General features: G+C 34.9%; 11 protein-coding genes and 1 tRNA gene. 6 read left to right on the forward strand and 6 right to left on the reverse strand.

The genetic code is table 11. From position 1 onward, the window contains the following. Positions 1 to 79 precede the first annotated feature (79 nt). From J3U63_RS11265 to J3U63_RS11280, 4 genes are all read right to left on the reverse strand, one after another. A complete protein-coding gene (locus tag J3U63_RS11265) occupies positions 80 to 1633 on the reverse strand; it encodes a phosphoethanolamine transferase (RefSeq protein ID WP_267371549.1) in 1554 nt (517 codons plus the stop codon). Between the two features lie 520 nt (positions 1634 to 2153). Next, positions 2154 to 3542, reverse strand: a complete 1389-nt coding sequence (locus J3U63_RS11270; protein ID WP_267371551.1) for an MATE family efflux transporter — start codon at positions 3540 to 3542, stop codon at positions 2154 to 2156. Between the two features lie 8 nt (positions 3543 to 3550). Further along, on the reverse strand, positions 3551 to 4867 hold the full coding sequence (gene rimO / locus J3U63_RS11275) for a 30S ribosomal protein S12 methylthiotransferase RimO (RefSeq protein ID WP_267344624.1): 1317 nt from the start codon (positions 4865 to 4867) through the stop codon (positions 3551 to 3553). Between the two features lie 400 nt (positions 4868 to 5267). Further along, positions 5268 to 6194, reverse strand: a complete 927-nt coding sequence (locus tag J3U63_RS11280; RefSeq protein ID WP_267348458.1) for a siderophore ABC transporter substrate-binding protein — start codon at positions 6192 to 6194, stop codon at positions 5268 to 5270. Between the two features lie 172 nt (positions 6195 to 6366). Between J3U63_RS11280 and J3U63_RS11285 the strand changes: the two genes are divergently transcribed. Beyond that, positions 6367 to 8352: a TonB-dependent receptor domain-containing protein gene (locus J3U63_RS11285; RefSeq protein ID WP_267371554.1), complete on the forward strand. Its 1986-nt coding sequence runs from the start codon at positions 6367 to 6369 to the stop codon at positions 8350 to 8352. A 126-nt stretch (positions 8353 to 8478) separates the two neighbouring features. Here the strand turns inward: J3U63_RS11285 and J3U63_RS11290 are convergent, their stop codons facing one another. Further along, positions 8479 to 9141: a DUF7424 family protein gene (locus J3U63_RS11290; protein WP_267332914.1), complete on the reverse strand. Its 663-nt coding sequence runs from the start codon at positions 9139 to 9141 to the stop codon at positions 8479 to 8481. Between the two features lie 789 nt (positions 9142 to 9930). After that, a tRNA-Val gene (locus J3U63_RS11295) sits at positions 9931 to 10007 on the reverse strand. A gap of 296 nt (positions 10008 to 10303) precedes the next feature. On the opposite strand from J3U63_RS11295, the gene recQ reads away from it, so the two are divergent. The 5 genes from recQ to dnaX all read left to right on the forward strand — a co-directional run bounded on the left by recQ (position 10304) and on the right by dnaX (position 20365). Beyond that, positions 10304 to 12133: a DNA helicase RecQ gene (recQ, locus tag J3U63_RS11300; protein WP_267371556.1), complete on the forward strand. Its 1830-nt coding sequence runs from the start codon at positions 10304 to 10306 to the stop codon at positions 12131 to 12133. A 95-nt stretch (positions 12134 to 12228) separates the two neighbouring features. After that, positions 12229 to 13461: a hypothetical protein gene (locus J3U63_RS11305; RefSeq protein WP_416379677.1), complete on the forward strand. Its 1233-nt coding sequence runs from the start codon at positions 12229 to 12231 to the stop codon at positions 13459 to 13461. 133 nt (positions 13462 to 13594) lie between these two features. Next, positions 13595 to 14773, forward strand: coding sequence for a M20 family metallopeptidase (locus J3U63_RS11310; protein ID WP_267371557.1), 1179 nt, complete (start codon positions 13595 to 13597; stop codon positions 14771 to 14773). 1044 nt (positions 14774 to 15817) lie between these two features. Next, a complete protein-coding gene (locus tag J3U63_RS11315; RefSeq protein ID WP_267371559.1) occupies positions 15818 to 17311 on the forward strand; it encodes a hypothetical protein in 1494 nt (497 codons plus the stop codon). A 927-nt stretch (positions 17312 to 18238) separates the two neighbouring features. Continuing rightward, entirely contained in the window at positions 18239 to 20365 is a 2127-nt protein-coding gene (dnaX, locus tag J3U63_RS11320) for a DNA polymerase III subunit gamma/tau (protein ID WP_267371560.1), read from the forward strand. Positions 20366 to 20374 lie beyond the last annotated feature (9 nt).

The raw sequence follows: 20374 nt of genomic DNA on the forward strand, positions 1-20374 counted from the left end.
CTCATAACGCCATAAGCAGTAGATTGCTAATGGCGTTTTTATTTTGATAAGCTATTTTTATAAAATATTATTTAAAATACTAATTGAAAGGATTTGGATCTTTTTTCAATTTATCATACTCGTATAAATTATTCATGTTCCAATCTTTGACTTTGATATTTTGCTGTTCGGGTATTTCTGTAATTTCATGTTGCATATAATCATGTTTGACATCTAATTGAACACCCATCCATTTGCTTAATAAATAGACAAACTGAAAACCAGAAATTTGTTTGTTGATTCTTAGTTGCGATTGATTATTTGAATCAAAGAAAATTAACGGTACTTGATAACTGTTTTGATAGTCAGCATTGTGCCTTAAGTCTTGATACTGATCTGCATGAGCAAGTCCATGATCTGCAAAATAGACAACGGAATAATCTTGATAATATTTTTTTAGTGTATCTATGGTTGCAGCAATGAGGTCATCTGTCTCCTTAATACTGCTTACATAACATGAAATATTTTCATTATTAAGATCAAATTGAACGGGAAGTTCTAGTCGCCTACAAAAATGAGGATGTGAACCGATAAGATGCATAACAATTAGTTTGGGATTATCATCATTTTTTGAAAGAATATTATCTAATTCTGGTAATAACAAAGTATCATATTTTCCTCGTGAGGACTTACCATTAAACTCTCCTGATTTAGTATAAAAAGAGTATTTTGCATAAGCGGCGATACGAGGTACAGTAATTTCAATTGCTCCTAGCTTCCCCTGATTTGAAAGCCAATAGGTGTCAAATCCTGCTTGGTTAGCAATACTGACGATATTATTATTTAATTGGGTATTAACTTCTTTGGAAGTAGGAAAAAATGATTCACTAATTAAATGCGGTATTGATGCTTGAGTATGTGGGGCTGGTGCAATTAATCCATCCCAAATGATATAGGCATTTTTATCAATAAATGGCGTATTGATATATTTAAAACCGTAGGCACTCATATAATCTTTACGAACGCTTTCGCCAATAATGATAATATAGGTTTTGTTTTTAGGAGTAATCGATGAAATTGGAATTAAATTGTTATTTTCTAGTTGTTTAGCTTGTTCTTGTTTTTCTTTTAAGTATAGCTTTACACAATCATAAAATGATACAGTAAATTCTAAAATAGGATATTTTACTGTGTGTATAAAAGTTGATGAAATTGAAGTGAAAGTGTTCGAATTGTATTTAATAATAGCTTTAATTGGCCTGTAACAAAGAAGCAAGATGGCAAAAATAATTAAGTAGCAATTATTAACTTTTGGAAATGGAAATTTTCTAAAAATTACAATAAAAACTAAAATTAATAATAATGGAATAGTATAAAAATAAAATGAGAGTTGGGAACAAAACTCTTCGAATTCATCTATATTTGTTTCTGCTATAGCACTGACAACAGCAACATTTGGGGAACCATAATAGAATCCGGCAGGGAAATATAATGCAGCGATTACAAAAAAAATGCCGAACAAGATTTTGCCAATAGTAAATCTTGCAAATAAAATGAGTGAAAAGTATGTAAGTAATATACGATCGAATCGTTGTGGATAGCCTAATAAATAGACTAATAATACTGATAGGCCAAGGCAGACGACATGTTGCAATAATATTCTTTTTTTTAAAATCACAAAATTAAAACTTTTTCTGAATAATTAATTTGGAGATTAATTATATAGTTAAATAAATTTTGTGCAATTATTCTCTATAGTTATTTCTTAATGATAACGTCAATTTATAAGTTTATTTTTTACGCTATAAATTTTATAAACTTAATTATCATGGCTTGACTCAAACAGTCGTTAGTACATAGTCATTTAATCAGATATTTGACGGTTTTATTTGTGAGAGGATTATTAAGAATACTAAATTTAAATTCCGTTTAATGCATTAAATCTGTAACAAGCAGTTTTTTTATTAGGATTGAAGAATTACCCTATGAAAAACTGCTTGTTACTGATATTGTTAACCTTTAAAAGAGGGTGTTTTTTTAAAGATCATAAAGCGCAAAATCATAATAAGATCAACTAATTTATTTTAGTTTTAAATATTAGTCAGACAATTTTTTAATGTTGAAATTAGATTTACCCATTAAAAATTCGGTTTATTATTCTTTACTTATTAACACTATCTCGATGCCCGCGCTAGAATAACATCGATAGGTTGTCTTTGAATATAAACCATTCTTGCAAGCAATAAAATTGCTGCAACACTCAGGCCTGATATAAATCCTATCCAAAAACCAGCAGCTCCTATTGGTTCGATAATAATATTTGTTAATCCCAAAATATAACCAACGGGTAAGCCGACTACCCAATAAGAAATAAGTGTAATAAAGAAAATACTTTGTGTATCTTTATAACCGCGCAGTACGTTACTTGCAACCACCTGTAAATAATCAGAGACTTGATAGATAGCCAATAAAATAATTAATTGCATGCAGATAGAAATAACAGTGCTTTCGGTGGTGAAAACTTCAATTATTGGTGATTTAAATATTACTAATATCAGTGCCACAATAATTGCTAACATTAATGATATTGTTAAACTGATATAAGCGCTTTGCTTTGCTAAAATTGGCTTGCTTTTACCCAATAAAAAACCGACACGAATACTTGTTGCGACACCTAATGATAGGGGAATAGCAAATGTTAAACTACTGATGGTAAAAATAATTTGGTGGGCAGCAACGGTTGTTTGACCTAATGGCGCTATCAATAATGCAACAACTGCAAACAAACTGACTTCGAAAAAGTAGGCTAATGCTAAAGGTGTACCAAGAACAATAATATTTTTGATGATTGAAAAATCAAATAGTTTAACCATTGGTGTTTTGCGTACATCTTGCTGACTTGAGGTGGTTAATGTGTATAGTCTAATTAATGCGAACATTAACCAAAAAATAATTGCGGCAGTGATACCGCAACCTACACCGCCAAAAGCTGGTAACCCTAATTTACCATATATTAATACGTAATTAATGGGAATATTGGCAAGTAATGCAATAAATATAATTACCATTGCTGGTTTAGTATTTGATAACCCTTCACATTGATTACGGTAAACAAAAAAGAGTAAAAAAGCCGGTACTCCCCACATAATTGCACGTAAAAACGATACCGCTACATTAACCATTTCTGGATCGATAGGATGATCAGTTGAACTTCTCAATGTAATTAATTTATCGGAATGATAGAGAAAAAGCATCATGATTATCGACAAAAATAACGCAATAATTACACCTTGACGGGTATGAATTGCAATTTGATCGCGTTTAGCCGCGCCATTTAAATTAGCGATAATCGGTGTTAAAACTGTCAGTAATCCTTGACCAAATAAAATTGTTGGTAGCCAAATGGAAACCGCAATCGCTACACCAGAAAGTGCAGTAGCACTATAATTGCCGGCCATAATGGTATCAACAAAGGTGATAGCTGTTTGCGATATTTGGGCAATCAATACCGGAACTGCTAATTTTATAATATTTTTAATCTCTAACCGATAATGTAGTTTCATTGTTATTATTACTGTTTAACAGTTCCCCATAAATCATATTCGTCTGAATGTTCAATATTAACTTGAACTATATCGCCAACTTTAACACTGTTTTCTTCATTTAGGTAAACAACACCATCAATTTCTGGTGCATCTGCCATGCTACGGCCAATTGCGCCTTCTTCATCTACTTCGTCTATGATGACCGATAATGTTTTCCCAATTTTATCTTGTAATTTTTGGGTAGAAATCATTTGTTGTAGTTGCATAAAACGATCATAACGTTGTTGTTTGATTTCGTCAGGAATTTGATTTGGTAGCGCATTCGCTGCTGCACCTTCAACAGGACTGTAAGTAAAACAGCCAACGCGATCTAATTGTGCTTGCGATAAAAAGTCGAGTAATAGTTCAAAATCTTGTTCGGTTTCGCCAGGATAGCCGACAATAAAGGTTGAACGTAGGGTGATTTCAGGACAAATATTTCGCCATTTTTCAATTCGTTCAAGAGTACGTTCAATGGTGCCTGGTCGTTTCATTGATTTCAGCACTGATGGGCTGGCATGCTGTAAAGGTACATCTAAATAAGGAAGAATTTTACCTTCAGCCATTAATGGAATCAATTCATCAACACTCGGGTAGGGATACATATAGTGTAACCTTACCCAAATACCGAGACTCGCTAATTGTTCACAAAGCGTTTTGATATCGGTTTTTAGTGGCATACCATTCCAGAAATCGGTACGATTTTTAATATCAATACCATAGGCTGATGTATCTTGTGCAATCACTAATAATTCTTTAACACCACTGTCGGCTAAGCGTTTAGCTTCATCAAGCACATTACCAATCGGGCGACTGACCATCTCGCCTCGAAGTGATGGAATAATACAAAATGTACAGTTATGATTACAACCTTCAGAAATTTTTAAATAAGCATAATGCTTTGGTGTTAATTTAACACCTTGTTGTGGCACTAAACTTGTAAAGGGATTATAAGCTGGTTTAGGCGCGTATTTGTTTACATGAGTTAGCACAGATTCGTAACTGTGTGGACCTGATATTTCAAGCACTTTAGGATGAACAGAACGAATCTGATCTTCTTTGGCGCCAAGGCAGCCAGTGACAATGACTTTTCCATTTTCGTTTAATGCTTCACCGATAGCTTCAAGCGATTCTTGTACAGCACTATCAATAAAACCACAGGTATTAACAATAACTAAATCAGCATTATCATAACTTGGTACAACTTGATAACCTTGAGTACGTAACTCAGTTAAAATTCGCTCTGAGTCAACAAGGTTTTTAGGACAACCAAGACTCACAAATCCAATAGTAGGGGATGACATATTCATATTTTTATAGTGTGTTTATTAATTAGAGGTATATTTGAGAATTTTATCAGTCAATTAGTTTAATTTTGTAGCTAATAATAAAAAAACGGGTGCATTTTACCATATTTCATCTTAGTTGATATAAAGAATTTCTCATTGCGTATAAACATCTTTAGCATCAATGTATTAATAGATGGTTATTCTACGTTAAAATAAGTTTCTTATGCTTTAATGGGGTTAATTTGAATTTTAAGTAAACTGTTTTTTGAATTAAGTTATTAAAATTAGAATAGCTAAAAAGTAGCTAATTATTCCTCGTATTTTAATTTATTATGGTTGATTTATCTAATTAAAAAAAGAGCCGTTATTTGACAATAACAGCTCATAAATAGGAAGTTAAAAATTTAATAATAATTTATTTTAGTGAATTTACCACTTCATCAATTTGACGATCCAAACTTTCTGCACCGCCGCCAGATAAGTACCAAAGATCAGGCGTTAAATATATCACCTGTGTTTTAGCCTTTTTCAATACTTTTGAGTCAAAGTAATTTTCACTCATGCCTTCTTTACCAATAGCTTTACTGCGATCAACGATATAGATAACATCAGGTTTTACTGTGCTTATGTAATGATTATCAATAAATACCGGTTTAGGTTTGTCGTTATTATTGCTAGATTTAACATCGACGGGTACTGCCCGTTTAACTTTTAGTACATCATGTATTAAAGCCGCACTTGAGCTAGTATTTATAAGGATCATTTTTCCATCATTATGAATTGCTACAATCGCTTTTTTATGGCTTGCTAAAGCAATTGATTGTGCATCATTTACCTTTTTTTCAAGCGATTGAATTAAATTAGTAGCTTTAGCTTCCGTTCCGGTAATACTTGCCAACACATTAATATGATCTTTTGTTGATTGAATATAGTTTTTAGCATCAACACTTAGATTAATAACAGGCGCAATTTTAGTTAACTCAGGCGCACGACTAGCTTGACGACCATCAATAATAATTAAATCAGGTTTAACTTGTTTAATCGCCTCTAAATCAGGTTCTTTCATATTACCTGTATCTTTAATATTGGTTTTTTTATACTGATTTAAGTAGGTTGGAATTACTGATTGTGGTGCGCCAACAACGATAGAACCTTTGCCTAATGCATCTAAGGTGTCTAAGGCACCATAATTCATCACGACAACTTTATGTGGTAATTTGGGAACCGTTACTGTTTGATTATCGGCTGTTACTATCATCGTATTTGATGATTGGCAACCGGTTAGTCCTAATGTCGCGGCAATAAGGCTAATTAGTAACCATTTTTTATTTCTCTTCATCATAATTTCTCGCATTATGTTTATGTGTAAATGAGAACTATTATTATTTAATAAATTAAAATTGTCTAGTCTTAAATAATTTTTCGAAAAGATATTGATAATTGTTCTCATATACTGTAGTGTTCACATTCCACTTGAAATAAAAATATCATTATTAATAATAGGGTTATACATCATGGCTTTCAAAAAGAAACTTAAACTTGCAAAACATGCAATCAATTCAGGTATTTTAATATCATTATCAACCTCGGCTTTGGCGGCAACTAATTCTGATACTGATACTATGGTTGTAACCGCTTCGGGGTTTTCTCAACAAGTTAAAGAAGCGCCAGCAACAATTTCGGTTATCACGCCCGAAGAAATTGATAATAAACCTTACCGTGATGTCACTGACGCTTTAAAAGATATTCCAGGTGTAACTATTTCAGGTGGCGGTGATGCTACAGATATCAGTATTCGTGGTATGGATGCAAAATATACAATGATTTTGGTTGATGGTAAAAAAGTCAGCACTCGTGAAACGCGGCCTAATGGTGATAATTCTGGATTTGAGCAAGGTTGGCTGCCGCCATTGACTGCTATTGAACGTATTGAGGTGGTGCGTGGGCCTATGTCATCACTGTATGGTTCTGATGCGATGGGTGGGGTCATTAATATTATTACTAAAAAAGTGTCAGATAAATGGCATACAGGTTTACGTTTAGAGACGGTTATCCCTTATCGTTCCAAAGAAAAAGATACTTATATTGGCAGCTTTTCAACAATGGGTCCTATTATTGATGATATATTAGGTATTCAACTTTATGGTCAATACTCTAATCGCCATGAGGATGAGATTGTTAATGGGCATGCCGAACAAAAATTGCGCAGTATAAATGGTAAATTGTCATTAAATGCAACCGATACTCAAAAATTTGATTTAGATTTTGGACATGCGTTACAAAATAGTAAAGCAACAATTGGTAAAACAAGAGTACCTAGACAAAAAACAGATTTTCTTCGAGATGATCATCATAATTCGTTTGGGTTGACACATAATGGAATATTTGGCGATGTCACAACTACTTCTTATGTTTCTCATGAAGAAAATAATAACAAAAAACGCAACATGAAGATACGAAATACCGATATCGACAGCCGTGTTACCATTCCATTTAGTGTTAATATTTTAACAATAGGTGGTAAATATAATTATCAAGAGTTACATGATAAAGAAAATAAAATTGATAGTGATGTATCTAAAATTGATCGTTGGAATTATGCTTTATTTGCAGAAGATGAGATCCATTTATTAGACAATTGGAGTTTAACCGCTGGTTTACGTTATAACAAAGATGAAAATTATGGTAGTAACTGGAATCCAAGATTATATAGCGTTTGGAATATTGATGATAACTTTACATTAAAAGGTGGTTATTCAACTGGCTTTGCGACTCCACAATTACGTCAAGTTGTTTCAGATTGGGGGCAGCCAACGGGAGGAAATCAATTAAATGGTGTTATTTTGGGTAATCCAGATCTAAAACCTGAAAAATCTGATAATTACGAAATAAGTATTGGCTATACAAATGATTATGGAATGGATGCAACCGCAACCGCCTTCTACACTAGGTATAAGGATAAAATAGTATCTTATACAATTTGTGAAGGAAAAAGTGACAGTGGCGTATGTACAGTTCCCGGTTATAGTAAAAAATTTGATCTAGTAAAAGCGCAAGATAATGTCGATAAAGCGGACTTGAAAGGTCTTGAACTTTCATTTAAAACTCCTTTATTCACTAATTTTTTATTGAGTTCTAATTATTCTTGGACTAAGACTGAGCAAAAAAGTGGGATCGATAAGGGTAAGGCTCTAAATCGTACACCTAAACAGAAGTTTAATACACAACTTGATTGGTATGTGGCCCATGATTGGGATTTATGGGCTAAAATGGCTTATTATGGTCAAGAGAGTGGAACAAAAAGAAATAGTAACAAAACTGAATATGTCACTTATGCAGGCTATACTTTCTGGGATGTTGGTGCATCTTATAAAATCCATAAACAAGCAAAATTATATGCTGGTATTTATAACTTGTTTGATAAAGACGTAAGCAACGATGATTTTGGTAAAACGTTAGAAGGTCGACGTTATTTTGTTGGTACTGAGATTAATTTCTAAATGAACCAAACAATCTCTCGACTATTTTTCTAAGACGATTTTTATATAAAAAGGGCGGGTTAAAGCGCCCTTTTTTAATTATGTAAGTATCATAAAGACATATGATATGCATTTAACAATATTATTTTACTGAAATTTAGCGATTTCAGTTATACCTTGTTTATTATTTGAATCTGTAGTCGGGTTTAACAGTATTTGGGTAGAAACATCACTCAGTGTTATTGTTACCTTAGCATTTGGTGTTAAAGAGAACTCTGCCGCATCGTATGGGCTATTATTGATAAAAGCTTTTGTTACAGAAATTTTATCGATAGACTTATCGGTGTCATTGATAAGTGAAATTGAAATTTTAAAATCAATATTTGACATGGCTTTTTTCTTATATTGAATTAATTTTTTTGTGAACTCGGGGTTAGTTATAGCATATATTCCTTTATCATGTTTAACCGTTAGGATATCTGCTTGTTTTAAAAGTTCAGTGTCTGATATGTCTTGACCAACTAAAATAGGAATTTCAAATGATGCATATGATTTCATTTTTTGAGTATAACACTCTTTATATTCAACTGATTTGAATAGTTGGGCTATCTCTTTTTTAGCTGTAATGAGTGACGATGATTCACTTCTGGAGTCTTTATAATCTGAGCAGGCAGGGACTTCTAATGTTAAGTTTCCCTTAACAAAAGATGGTTTAGCATCAAGCTGTGAAATTGTCACGGTTGTTTCAACATTAGCATCACAACCTAATAGCATTGCAGAAATAAATGATATTAATAAAATTTTTTTCATTGTATTTTCCTATTAAAGTGTTTAATTACTTAGATCATATCAGTAAAAATTTATTTAACCATGGTTAATTCAAAATACAGTCAAAAAATTTTAATTTATTATTTATCAAAATTTTTTTATGACTTGAATTATGCTGTTAACTCTGTTTTATCTTGATAGGCTAGCCAATCGAACGTTCAAAATAAAAAATATGTCATACCGTTCCTATGATTAATCGAAATTTGACATCAACGAAGACAATCATTAGTTAACTAACTTATCAGATCTGAATTTAATAATAATAAATATTAAATCAAAAAATGATGATGGGAAATAACAGGCACAATATGGTGTTATTAAGAGCATAGCCTTTTTCGTATTTTGTACGTGTGAAAAAGTGAATATCATCCAACAATAAAGTAAGTTAAGATAATTTGTTACAACAATTGCGATTTTGATCGCTTTTTTTTATTCTCGTGTTTAGAAGTTATTCTATATGCAATAATTATCTTGATTTTTAAGTATAATAATCAATTGAATAATTGTATATATTCAAAATAAGCTATAGCCCACGTTTGTAAATGGTATTGTGTTGTTAATTGTTATCATGTTACAAGCAAACGGTCTTTTATTAACAATAAACGAATTTTGCAATGGTGAAATTTGAAGTGCGGCGGTGGAAAGTGGATAATAATAGATTTGCTAAAAAATGGTATGGGTTTTACCCCAGTTTTACCCCGATTTAACCCCTTTAATAGAATTGAGATGAAGATTAATTCTTGCGGAGTCTTTTCGGATAAGGACTTGAATTGGTACGCCCGGGTGGACTCGAACCACTGACCCCCACCATGTCAAGGTGATGCTCTAACCAACTGAGCTACGGGCGTATATGTTGAAACACGCAAATATTAGCTGTGAAATCGATTTGTATCAAGTAAAAAAATTAAAAATAGCCTGTTTTTTAATCTATTGAACGATTGTGGTTATAGAATAACCGAATCCGTTGTTTTTATGATCAAGATAAGGGTTGTAAAATAGATTTATTTTTATCATTATTACAATTTAAAAAACAGTTTTAGTTTTTTTTCTCGAATTGTAAATAAATGTAAATTTTCTGTGGTTTGTTTAGTCTTATTTAGCTATACTCCATGGAATAATTAAGGAGCTATTTGTTTTGGTTAACATGTCGATAAAAGATCAGATAGAGGATGTTTTACATAATATTTTTGGATATAAATCATTCAGAAATCAACAAAAAGAAATTATTGAATCAATTATCGATGGTCGAGATACCTTAACAATTATTCCTACCGGTGGTGGTAAATCGTTATGTTACCAAATACCCGCCGTATTATTGCCAAGTACCGCTTTGGTCATTTCACCGTTAATTTCTTTAATGAAAGATCAGGTTGATCAACTCATTGCCAACGGTATTTCGGCAGCATATCTAAATGCAACTCAATCATCAGATGAACAGCAAGCCGTTATTGAACAATATTTATCACACTCGATAAAATTGCTTTATATTTCACCGGAAAGACTTGCTGTATCATCATTTTCTACCATGATTGAAAAACATCCCCCTTCATTAATTGCCATAGATGAAGCACACTGTATTTCACAATGGGGCCATGATTTTCGCCCTGATTATCGCCAATTAGGGCAGCTCTCTGCGCGTTTTCCTGATATTCCTTTGGTTGCACTGACTGCAACAGCGGATAAGATGACTCAGACGGATATTATTCATCAATTAAAACTAGTGGATCCTTTAGTTGTCGTGCGTAGTTTTGATCGTCCCAATATCCGTTATACCGTAGTGGATAAATTTAATTTAACCGAGCAAGTGGTCTCTTTTATTGAAACACAAAAAGGCAATAGTGGCATAATTTATTGTTCAAGTCGTTCTAAAGTTGAAGATATGGCGACAAGGCTTGCTGCACGTGGTTTTTCTGTTATAGCTTATCATGCTGGTTTAACCAACAGCGAACGTTTACAGGCACAAGAATCTTTTTTAAAAGATAATGTACAAATTATTGTTGCAACAGTTGCATTTGGTATGGGAATTAATAAACCGAATATTCGATTTGTTATCCATGCAGATTGCCCAAGAACAATTGAAGCTTATTATCAAGAAACGGGACGAGCAGGGCGAGATGGCGTACCTGCCGAAGCAATATTACTTTTTAATGGCAAAGATTTAAATTGGTATCATCGACAAATTGCTGACAAAATGGATGGTAAGCATAAAGAGGTCGAGCAACATAAAGTTAATGCTATGGAATCATTCGCTCAAAGCTTAACTTGTCGGCGAATCGTATTGCTTAATTATTTTGGTGAAAATCACAGTGAGCCTTGTAATAACTGTGATATTTGTCTGTATCCACCAGAAATGTACGATGGTTTAATTGATGCGCAAAAAGTTTTATCGTGTGTCTATCGCGTTGAGCAACGTTATGGCGCACAATATATTTCTGATGTATTACGAGGATCAGCTCGCTCGCAAATAAAAGAAAACGGACATGACAAATTGTCTGTTTATGGAATTGGGAAACAGCATTCAACAGATTATTGGTTGAGTGTCATTAGACAATTAATTTATTTAGGTTACTTAAGTCAAAATATTTCAACTTTTACAACGTTGCAACTGACTCAAGAAGCTCGAAAAGTTTTAAGAGGTGAAATTAGTTTATCTTTAGCCAAACCTCGACTAGAGATAGTGAAGAAGAGTCGCTTAAATCGATATGCTAGAGCAATTAACTTAACTACCATTTTGTCTTATGAAGAGCGTATTTTATTTAATAATCTAAAACGATTACGTAAAGATATTGCAGATGTTGAAGATATTGCACCATATGTCATATTTAGCGATGCGACCTTATTAGAAATGGTGCAAACTATGCCAGAAAGCAAAAAACAACTACTTAACGTTACAGGTGTAGGTAAAATTAAATTAGAGAAATATGGCAATTTATTTTTAGATGAAATTAACGATTTCATGATAAAAAATATATAACATCATAAATAATTAACTATAATAGCGTCTCTTAAGAAAACAAATTTATTAAAAAAAGATAAAAAATGGAGCTTTTTATGTCACCGATGAATGACATGCCACAAATGTTAGCGCTCGTATTATTGTTAATTATTTTATATCTTGGCGATATTGTTTCAACCCGAACCAAAGCTTGGATCCCCTCTGTATTTATTTGTGCGGTGCTATTCTTACTTGGTTATTGGACGTTTTTCCCAAAAGATATCGTCGCTCGTGCGGGTATCCCAACTGTCGTTGCTGTAATGTTTATGTATTTACTGATCGTTAATATGGGTACACTATTATCGGTTAAGGAACTATTACTACAGTGGAAAACTATTTTAATTTCGCTGGCAGGAATTGTGGGGATCATTATTATTGCAATAATAGTGGGCTATCTATTCTTTGACTTTAATACCGTTGTTGTGGCGATTCCGCCTCTAGTTGGCGGCATTGTATCGGCCATTATTATGGCGAAAGGTGCAACCGATGCTGGATTACCTGATCTCGCTGTATTTGCCATTATTATCTATGTGATGCAAGGCTTTATTGGTTATCCGCTTACCTCAATCATGCTTAAACGAGAAGGACGACGAGTGCTAAGCCAGTATCATGCAGGTACTTGGAATGCCAATAACGATCCAAAGTCATCGATTGACAAACAATCAGTGGTCGCAGATGATGAAAATCCGATGCCACGCATGTTTGCTAAAATTCCTTCCAGCTATAATTCATCTTATTTCATTTTTTTACGTATCGCAATTATTGGGCTTTTAGCTTACTCTGTCTCTGAAATTTTAAAGCCAATTGTCAGTGTTAGCCCATTTGTCTTATGTTTACTATTTGGTGTTATTGCGGCATCGTGTGGCTTCTTAGAACGTCATCCACTCAAAAAAGCAGGTGGATTTGGTTTAGCGGTGATGGGATTAATGCTCTTTATTTTTGATACCTTAAGTAAAGCAACGCCTGAAATGCTAGTTCGATTAATTACACCACTTATCATCTTTATTTTATCTGCGGTGGTTGGCATGTTTATCTTTTCGGTGATTGTGGGTAAAGTTTTAAAAGTGAGTAAAGAGATGGCGTTTTCTATCGCACTGACCGCCTTATATGGTTTTCCTGCCGATTATATTATTACCAATGAAGTGATCAACAATTTAACTAAAGATCAGAAAGAAAAAGAGGTGCTGACTAGCCATATGTTACCACCGATGCTGATTGGTGGATTTATTTCAGTCACAATCGTATCTGTGGTGCTTGCCGGTATCATGGTCAATATGATTGTCGCACCATCAGCAGTTACGCCCTAGTGACAGATAAAATGGTGTTGATTGGCTAAAGTAACCGACACAATTAAAAAAAAGTAATGACATAAATAAGGATTAGATGATTGCATATCTAATCCTAAAAAATAGAATACATTGAAATATTAAAGGTAGTATCATGATAAATCCAGATATCAAAAAACTCGTTCAACAAAATATTGATGAAATGATTGCTTTTCGTCGAGACCTACATCGACATCCTGAATTACCATGGGAAGAGTTTAGAACCACTGACAAAATAGCTGAACAACTTGATAAAATCGGTATTCCTTACCGCCGGACTAAACCAACAGGCATTATTGCTGATATCCAAGGTGGTAAACCCGGTAAAAGAATCTTACTGAGAGCAGATATCGATGCATTACCGGTGCAAGAATTAAGTACCAACATCGATTATAAATCAACAATTGATGGCAAAATGCATGCTTGTGGTCATGATACCCATGCTTCTATGCTACTGACTGCGGCTAAAGCACTTTATGCTATTCGCGATCAGCTAAAAGGTAATGTGAGATTAGTGTTTCAACCGGCGGAAGAAATCGCCCAAGGTGCAAAAGACATGATTAAACAGGGTGTGCTTGAAGATGTCGATAGCGCTTTTGGCATGCATATTTGGTCACAAACACCTGTAGGGAAAGTGTCTTGTGTGGTCGGTTCTAGTTTTGCTTCGGCAGATTTATTAACTGTTCGTTTTAAAGGTAAAGGTGGGCATGGATCTATGCCACATGACACTGTTGATGCCGTTATGGTCGCATCTTCATTTGTAATGAATATACAGTCTATTGTCTCGCGCGAAGTCTCCCCACTTGATCCAGCTGTAGTCACCATTGGCAAAATGGATGTTGGTACTCGTTTTAATGTGATTGCCGAAAATGCGGTATTAGAGGGCACTGTACGCTGTTTTAATGTTGCTGTACGTGACAAAATTGAAGCAGCAATTCGTCGATATGCTAACCAAGTTGCTGCTATGTACCGAGCTACGGCCGAAGTTGAATATATTTACGGTACACTTCCCGTGATTAATGATAAAGAGAGTGCCTTATTAGCACAAAAAGTTATTGTCGAATCGTTTGGTGAACAAACCCTTTATTTTGAACCACCGACAACTGGTGGTGAAGATTTTAGTTACTATACAGAAAACATTCCAGGCGCTTTTGCCTTGGTGGGTTCCGGTAATCCTGAAAAAGACACGCAATGGCCACATCATCATGGTTGCTTTAATGTTGACGAAGATGGTATGACCTTAGGTGCAGAATTTTATGCACAATATGCTTGGGCTTATTTAAATCAAAACTAAACGCCAAAAACTTGAATAAAAAGTTGATTTAGGCGGATACTCTGCCGAGCCAAATGGCTTGGCAGCGTGATAATTCAACATATCAATTAACCTAAACTATTTCACAACTGCTGACAAATAGATCATTTAACAAATTAAATTTTGATAAAAAGCTTAAGGAAATATGTACGTTTTAGCATAAAAACTTTGCTTGAATTCAACTACTAAGTATGAATTCAGCCTAAAAAAGGCTTCACAGGGTGTTTTATACTTAAGTTTTTTTCTTGGGCGATTACTTAATTCCAATCGAGATGTTCATTTCCAATATAAATTTTGCCGAGTGAGGGAATTGGCCTAGAACATTCAGAATACTGAATAAGGCGAGGGCATACACGAGCTACGATTCTCGCTGGTTTGTTAATGTGAAACGAAAGCAGTAAAGCTGTGACCAGTATTCGAGCGGTTGTGGGGACAAATTTTTTATGGAACAAATTTGAAGATTAGTACATAGCGATAATAGCCTCGAAGAAGCAAGCAAAAATGGGCGATACGAGTAATTTGGGGAGGTTCATAAACCTCCTTTTTTCTCGGTCGTTTTCACCGAAAAGAAAACATCACAAAACGACCAATGTCCAAAATCTTAACCAATCTAAAATCCAAAAATTCTATTAAGAAATTTAAGAAATAAAAGGGGTGATATATTTTCGAATAAAAAATAATACGATATATTTCAAATATATCTTACTATTTTACATTTCCTTACAAATAATTCGGCTGAATGAGTGGCTTTTTTTTATTATCCCCTTATAATTAAAACGATTTAGGCTTAATTTATAGCCGTTTAGCATAAAAAAACCTAAATAAAATAAAAGATTAGTTGACGGATGGAACGCCATGCAGTATAATTATAGACACCAGCGCTGGCAAAACAATGTTTTAAAAACTCATCAATCTCTCTTTAGGCTGAAATTTAATTCAATTCTTACTTCTACTTTTAACTTATTTCATCGAAATAGCGTAAATAATCATCGTTTTTTAGCAATAAGTGTAAACAAAAGATACGCTTTGAGCTCAGCGTTATCCTTAAGCTTAATTAAAGATATAAATTTAAGGTTAATCTTAACTTCACTAGGGGTTTATACTCAAACTCAAGCATCAGGTAGGTTATCTAAACTTGGTTTAGCTTGGATGCCGATGTTATTGTTGTTTTATTGCTCTAATACTCAAGCATTATCGGCAAGTACAACTGAATATATTCATGGTAATCCACCTTATTTAACCTTTGATAATGGGGTAACTAAGGTTACCACTGCAGATGGTTTGTTATGGATTACCCTATCCGACGGTACTCACATTACACCAGCAACCAATACTTCAACCGCAGTCAACCCAATACAGCTGCCGGTAACCAATCAGAGTTTCGCTGATATTGTTATGTCAATACCTACCAATACCAATTCCATTGCCTTAAGTGCTTTAATTGGTGCACCCTATAATTATTGGGGTGATGAAGATGGTGATGGTCAGGGTACTAATGGTGTTACTGCTAGCGGTAATTTAAGCGTACGTATTACCGATAAAGCAAATCATGCTGTGAGTCGTAGTGCTACTTTAGATATCTGTGATGCGCCTTATAAAGTGGAATTAACCACTACTGCTGGTAGTTTAACCACCCAGTATGGGCTACCAAATAGTCGTAATTTCAGCAGTGGTACTGCCACCTATTATATCAATCCTAAAGCCGCACCAAAAATCTGTTATGCCCAACCGACGCTGTCTTGGGGTGGCGGCGACAGTGCCGGTCCCGCTGATATCTGGACTCCAGGTAAAGGCTTCCTGGTGCAGTCCTCTGAGCCATCAAGTTACAGTCGTAACTTCCCGACTACTGGTGCTAATAATCTGTATTTTGATTTAGACATAGCTGGTGTTAAAGGTTCAGCATTGACATGGCCAACAGTCAGCCAAGGCGGTATTACCGCCACCGTGACGCCATCGCCCGATAATGCTAATAACATTCGCGTCACCCTCACAGGTCCGGTGGCAACAGCATCCCAACGGAGTTCAGCCACACCGGGTAGTCTTGCTACTCCTACCTTGCCGCAGACTTTTGTGTTAGTCGGTAAAGATAGTAGTAATAGTGAAGTCGTAAGTTATGGTTTTGAGTTAAAGCAGTGGTTCGTCAACCGCGGAGATAAATTTGATACTTATGTTAACACCTCATCCTGGTGTAGCAATTTAGGCGGCGGTTACCGCCTGCCACAGGTCAAAGACTTAACTAACGCAAAGTGTGGCGTCAATAATAGCGACTTTCCATGCGTTAATGGCATAGATGGCGCCACGCCGGCATCAACTCAAGATATTTATCAGCGTAATATTGGTGCGGGTTTGTTTACCGAATGGGGCATCATGAACCGTTATACCGCTGCCGACTTCGCTGACAGCGTCGTCTGGACAAGTGACGGCGACGGTTCGCGCCCGTTCCTTGTCACCACGGACGACGGCCTCGTTTTCACCTACCTCCCCGGCTACAACTACAACGGGGTTTGCGCCTATCCTTAGTTTTTGATCCTTAAGTCGGGGGCGTTTAATAAAGCGTAATAAAGGTTAAGCAACAACAGGACGGTTTTAGCGGCAGGGCAACCCGAGCCGATAGCATCGGCAAGCAAAAATGAACGATACGAGTAATTTGGGGGAGGGCACATAAACCCCTCTTTACTCGGGCGTTTTTACAAAAAAGAAAACATCACAAAACGACCAACGTCCAAAGTCTTAACCAATCTAAAATCCAAAAATTCTATTAAGAAATTTAAGAAACAAATTTGATTAATAAATGAAAATAATGACTGCCAAAAAGTTTAAGGAACCCTATGCGTTTAAACATAAAAAACAATCAATATTTAATTGGTTAAAATATTTTTTAAAAATTATTGAGGAGTCTATACAGTTTCATTTTACAAAAAAACTTGAATTCAAGTAACCCAATTGCTACCCCTTTTTTTCAAGTTAATTTAAAATTTAATAAAATCAAAACATTAAAAAATCATCAAAAAAAGGGTTTAAACCCCCAAAAATACCATTTACCTTTACACTAACAACGATTATAGTATCTCACGATCTAGCTCCCAGCCGTATAGGTTGCTTAGAAATAGCATTCACCGAAAGCCTTTTATCTAAGTTGCTCCCAGCCGTATAGGTTGCTTAGAAACGCCCTCTAAATATTTTTCAAACAGCCACTTGGCTCACAGCCGTAAAGGTTGCTTAGAAATTTACCAGCACCAAGAGCACCTGTAACTATATGCCCACAGCCGTATAGGTTGTTAAATAAACTTTACATCCAAAAATTCCTGACATGAAGTTTAAGGAAAGGTATGCATTTTAGTATAAAACATTGTTGAATATTAAATCGGTTATCGGCATAGTAAAGACTAATTTGACACATTATGATATGATAATTGGCAATTTCATTAGCAATTAGTAATGGTGATTATGAGTTATCAAGTTCTGGCACGTAAGTGGCGACCAAAATCATTTTCTGAAGTGGTTGGACAGCAGCATGTTTTAAAAATTTTGTCGAATGCGCTTTCACTTGGGCGCGTGCACCATGCTTATTTGTTTTCGGGTACTCGCGGCGTTGGGAAAACGTCTATCGCACGTTTACTCGCTAAAGGTTTAAATTGCGAAACAGGTATAACTGCAACGCCTTGCGGTGTTTGTGATAATTGTCGCGATATTGAACAAGGTCGCTTTGTTGATTTGCTTGAGATCGATGCTGCATCAAGGACTAAGGTCGAAGATACGCGTGAAATTTTAGATAATATTCAATATTTGCCAACTAAAGGACGATTCAAAGTTTACCTAATTGATGAAGTCCATATGCTTTCACGTAGTAGTTTTAATGCTTTGTTAAAAACATTAGAAGAACCACCAGAACATGTAAAATTTTTATTAGCTACAACCGATCCACAAAAATTACCGATTACGATTTTATCTCGTTGTTTGCATTTGCATTTAAATGTACTTGATACCTCGTTAATTGCCGAACAGTTATCACACATTTTACAACTCGAACAGATCGAAAGTGATAGTAAAGCGATACAGTTATTGGCCAAAGCAGCTAACGGTAGTATGCGTGATGGGTTAAGTCTTACTGACCAAGCGATTGCTTTAGGCAATGGTAAAGTCGAAGCTGAGTCAGTTGCCATGATGCTAGGCACGTTAGATAAATCAATACCATTTTCACTAGTAGAGTCGCTTTATCACGGGGATGGTAATGCTTTAATGCAGCAAATTAATGTTGCTGCGACGCAAGGTGTTGATTGGGATAATCTACTTGCTGATAGCATTGCACTTTTACATCAAATAGCATTACTTCAAGTCGTTCCTACTGCACTGGGGGATTACAGTGACAATGAAGATCGCATACGCTTTTTAGCACAATATATGGCGCCAAATGATATCCAGTTGTTTTATCAAATTTTGTTGATGGGTAGAAAAGAACTTGCTTATGCACCTGATAAAAAAGTTGGTGTTGAAATGAGCTTTCTACGTGCGTTAGCCTTTATCCCTAAGACAAATGAGGCAGTTAAACCGCATACCCAGCAAGCTAAAGTCGCTGAGCAATCACCAAAAATGGCGGATAGCAAACCACCAGTCCCGCCAATGGTATCAAGTCAGCAAAATCAGCAACGTATTGAACCGAAGTCAAACTTACAAAATACTTCAGTTAATTCGTCTAATGCTAAAGAACAACCAAAGTTGGAACCAATAAGGTCAACCACAACAGAAAAGATTGTAGCTGAAAAAACGATAACAGAAGATGTAAAGGATAATGTTGCACAATCAGACTTAGTTATCCCTGATGAAGCATCCTCGATTACTAAAAATATTTTAGAAATGAGAATGCAATTAATCAAAGAGGAGCAAAATACAAAAAAGTCTGAGTCAGTGGCTGGAAAAGAGCAGTCACAAAATGGCGAGGAGCACTCCTCATTAGCGCGTATAAAAAACATTTTGCCATTAACTAACGAGAAAGAGAAAAATACTGAACTAGATAGCCATACAATTAATGATAATGACGAAGAAGAGATTACTGCTGAAAATTATCAATGGCAATCCTATGGTCTGGTTGAAACTAAAGATGATATGGTTATCGATACAAAGGCTTTTCGAGAATCATTAAATGGTGATAAAACACCAGAAATGACTCAAAAACTTATTGGTGAAATGGCTCAAAAAGATAAATGGTGTGCAGAGATCGAACAACTAGAATTGGCTCCGTTAATTAAACAAATAGCAATAAATTCATTTTTAGAACAAGTTGATGAAAATAATGTTGTCTTACATATGCGCTCGTCAGTTAAACATCTGATCAACTCATCTGTTAATACTAACAAATTAGAAAAAGCTTTATCTAACCATCGACAACAATTAGTAAAACTCAAGGTAATGATTGATGATAATCAAGAAAATAAAACGCCTTTAGAAATGCGCGAAGATTTATATCAACAAAAGTTAGAACAGGCTAAGCAGATCATCAAACGAGATACTAAAATTGAGATGATTTGCCAATATTTTGAAGCGAAGATTGATGAAGCGAGTATTCGTCCTGTATAATTGACAGCT

The sequence above is a fragment of the Gilliamella sp. B2838 genome (genome assembly GCF_026536185.1).
Taxonomy (GTDB): domain Bacteria; phylum Pseudomonadota; class Gammaproteobacteria; order Enterobacterales; family Orbaceae; genus Gilliamella.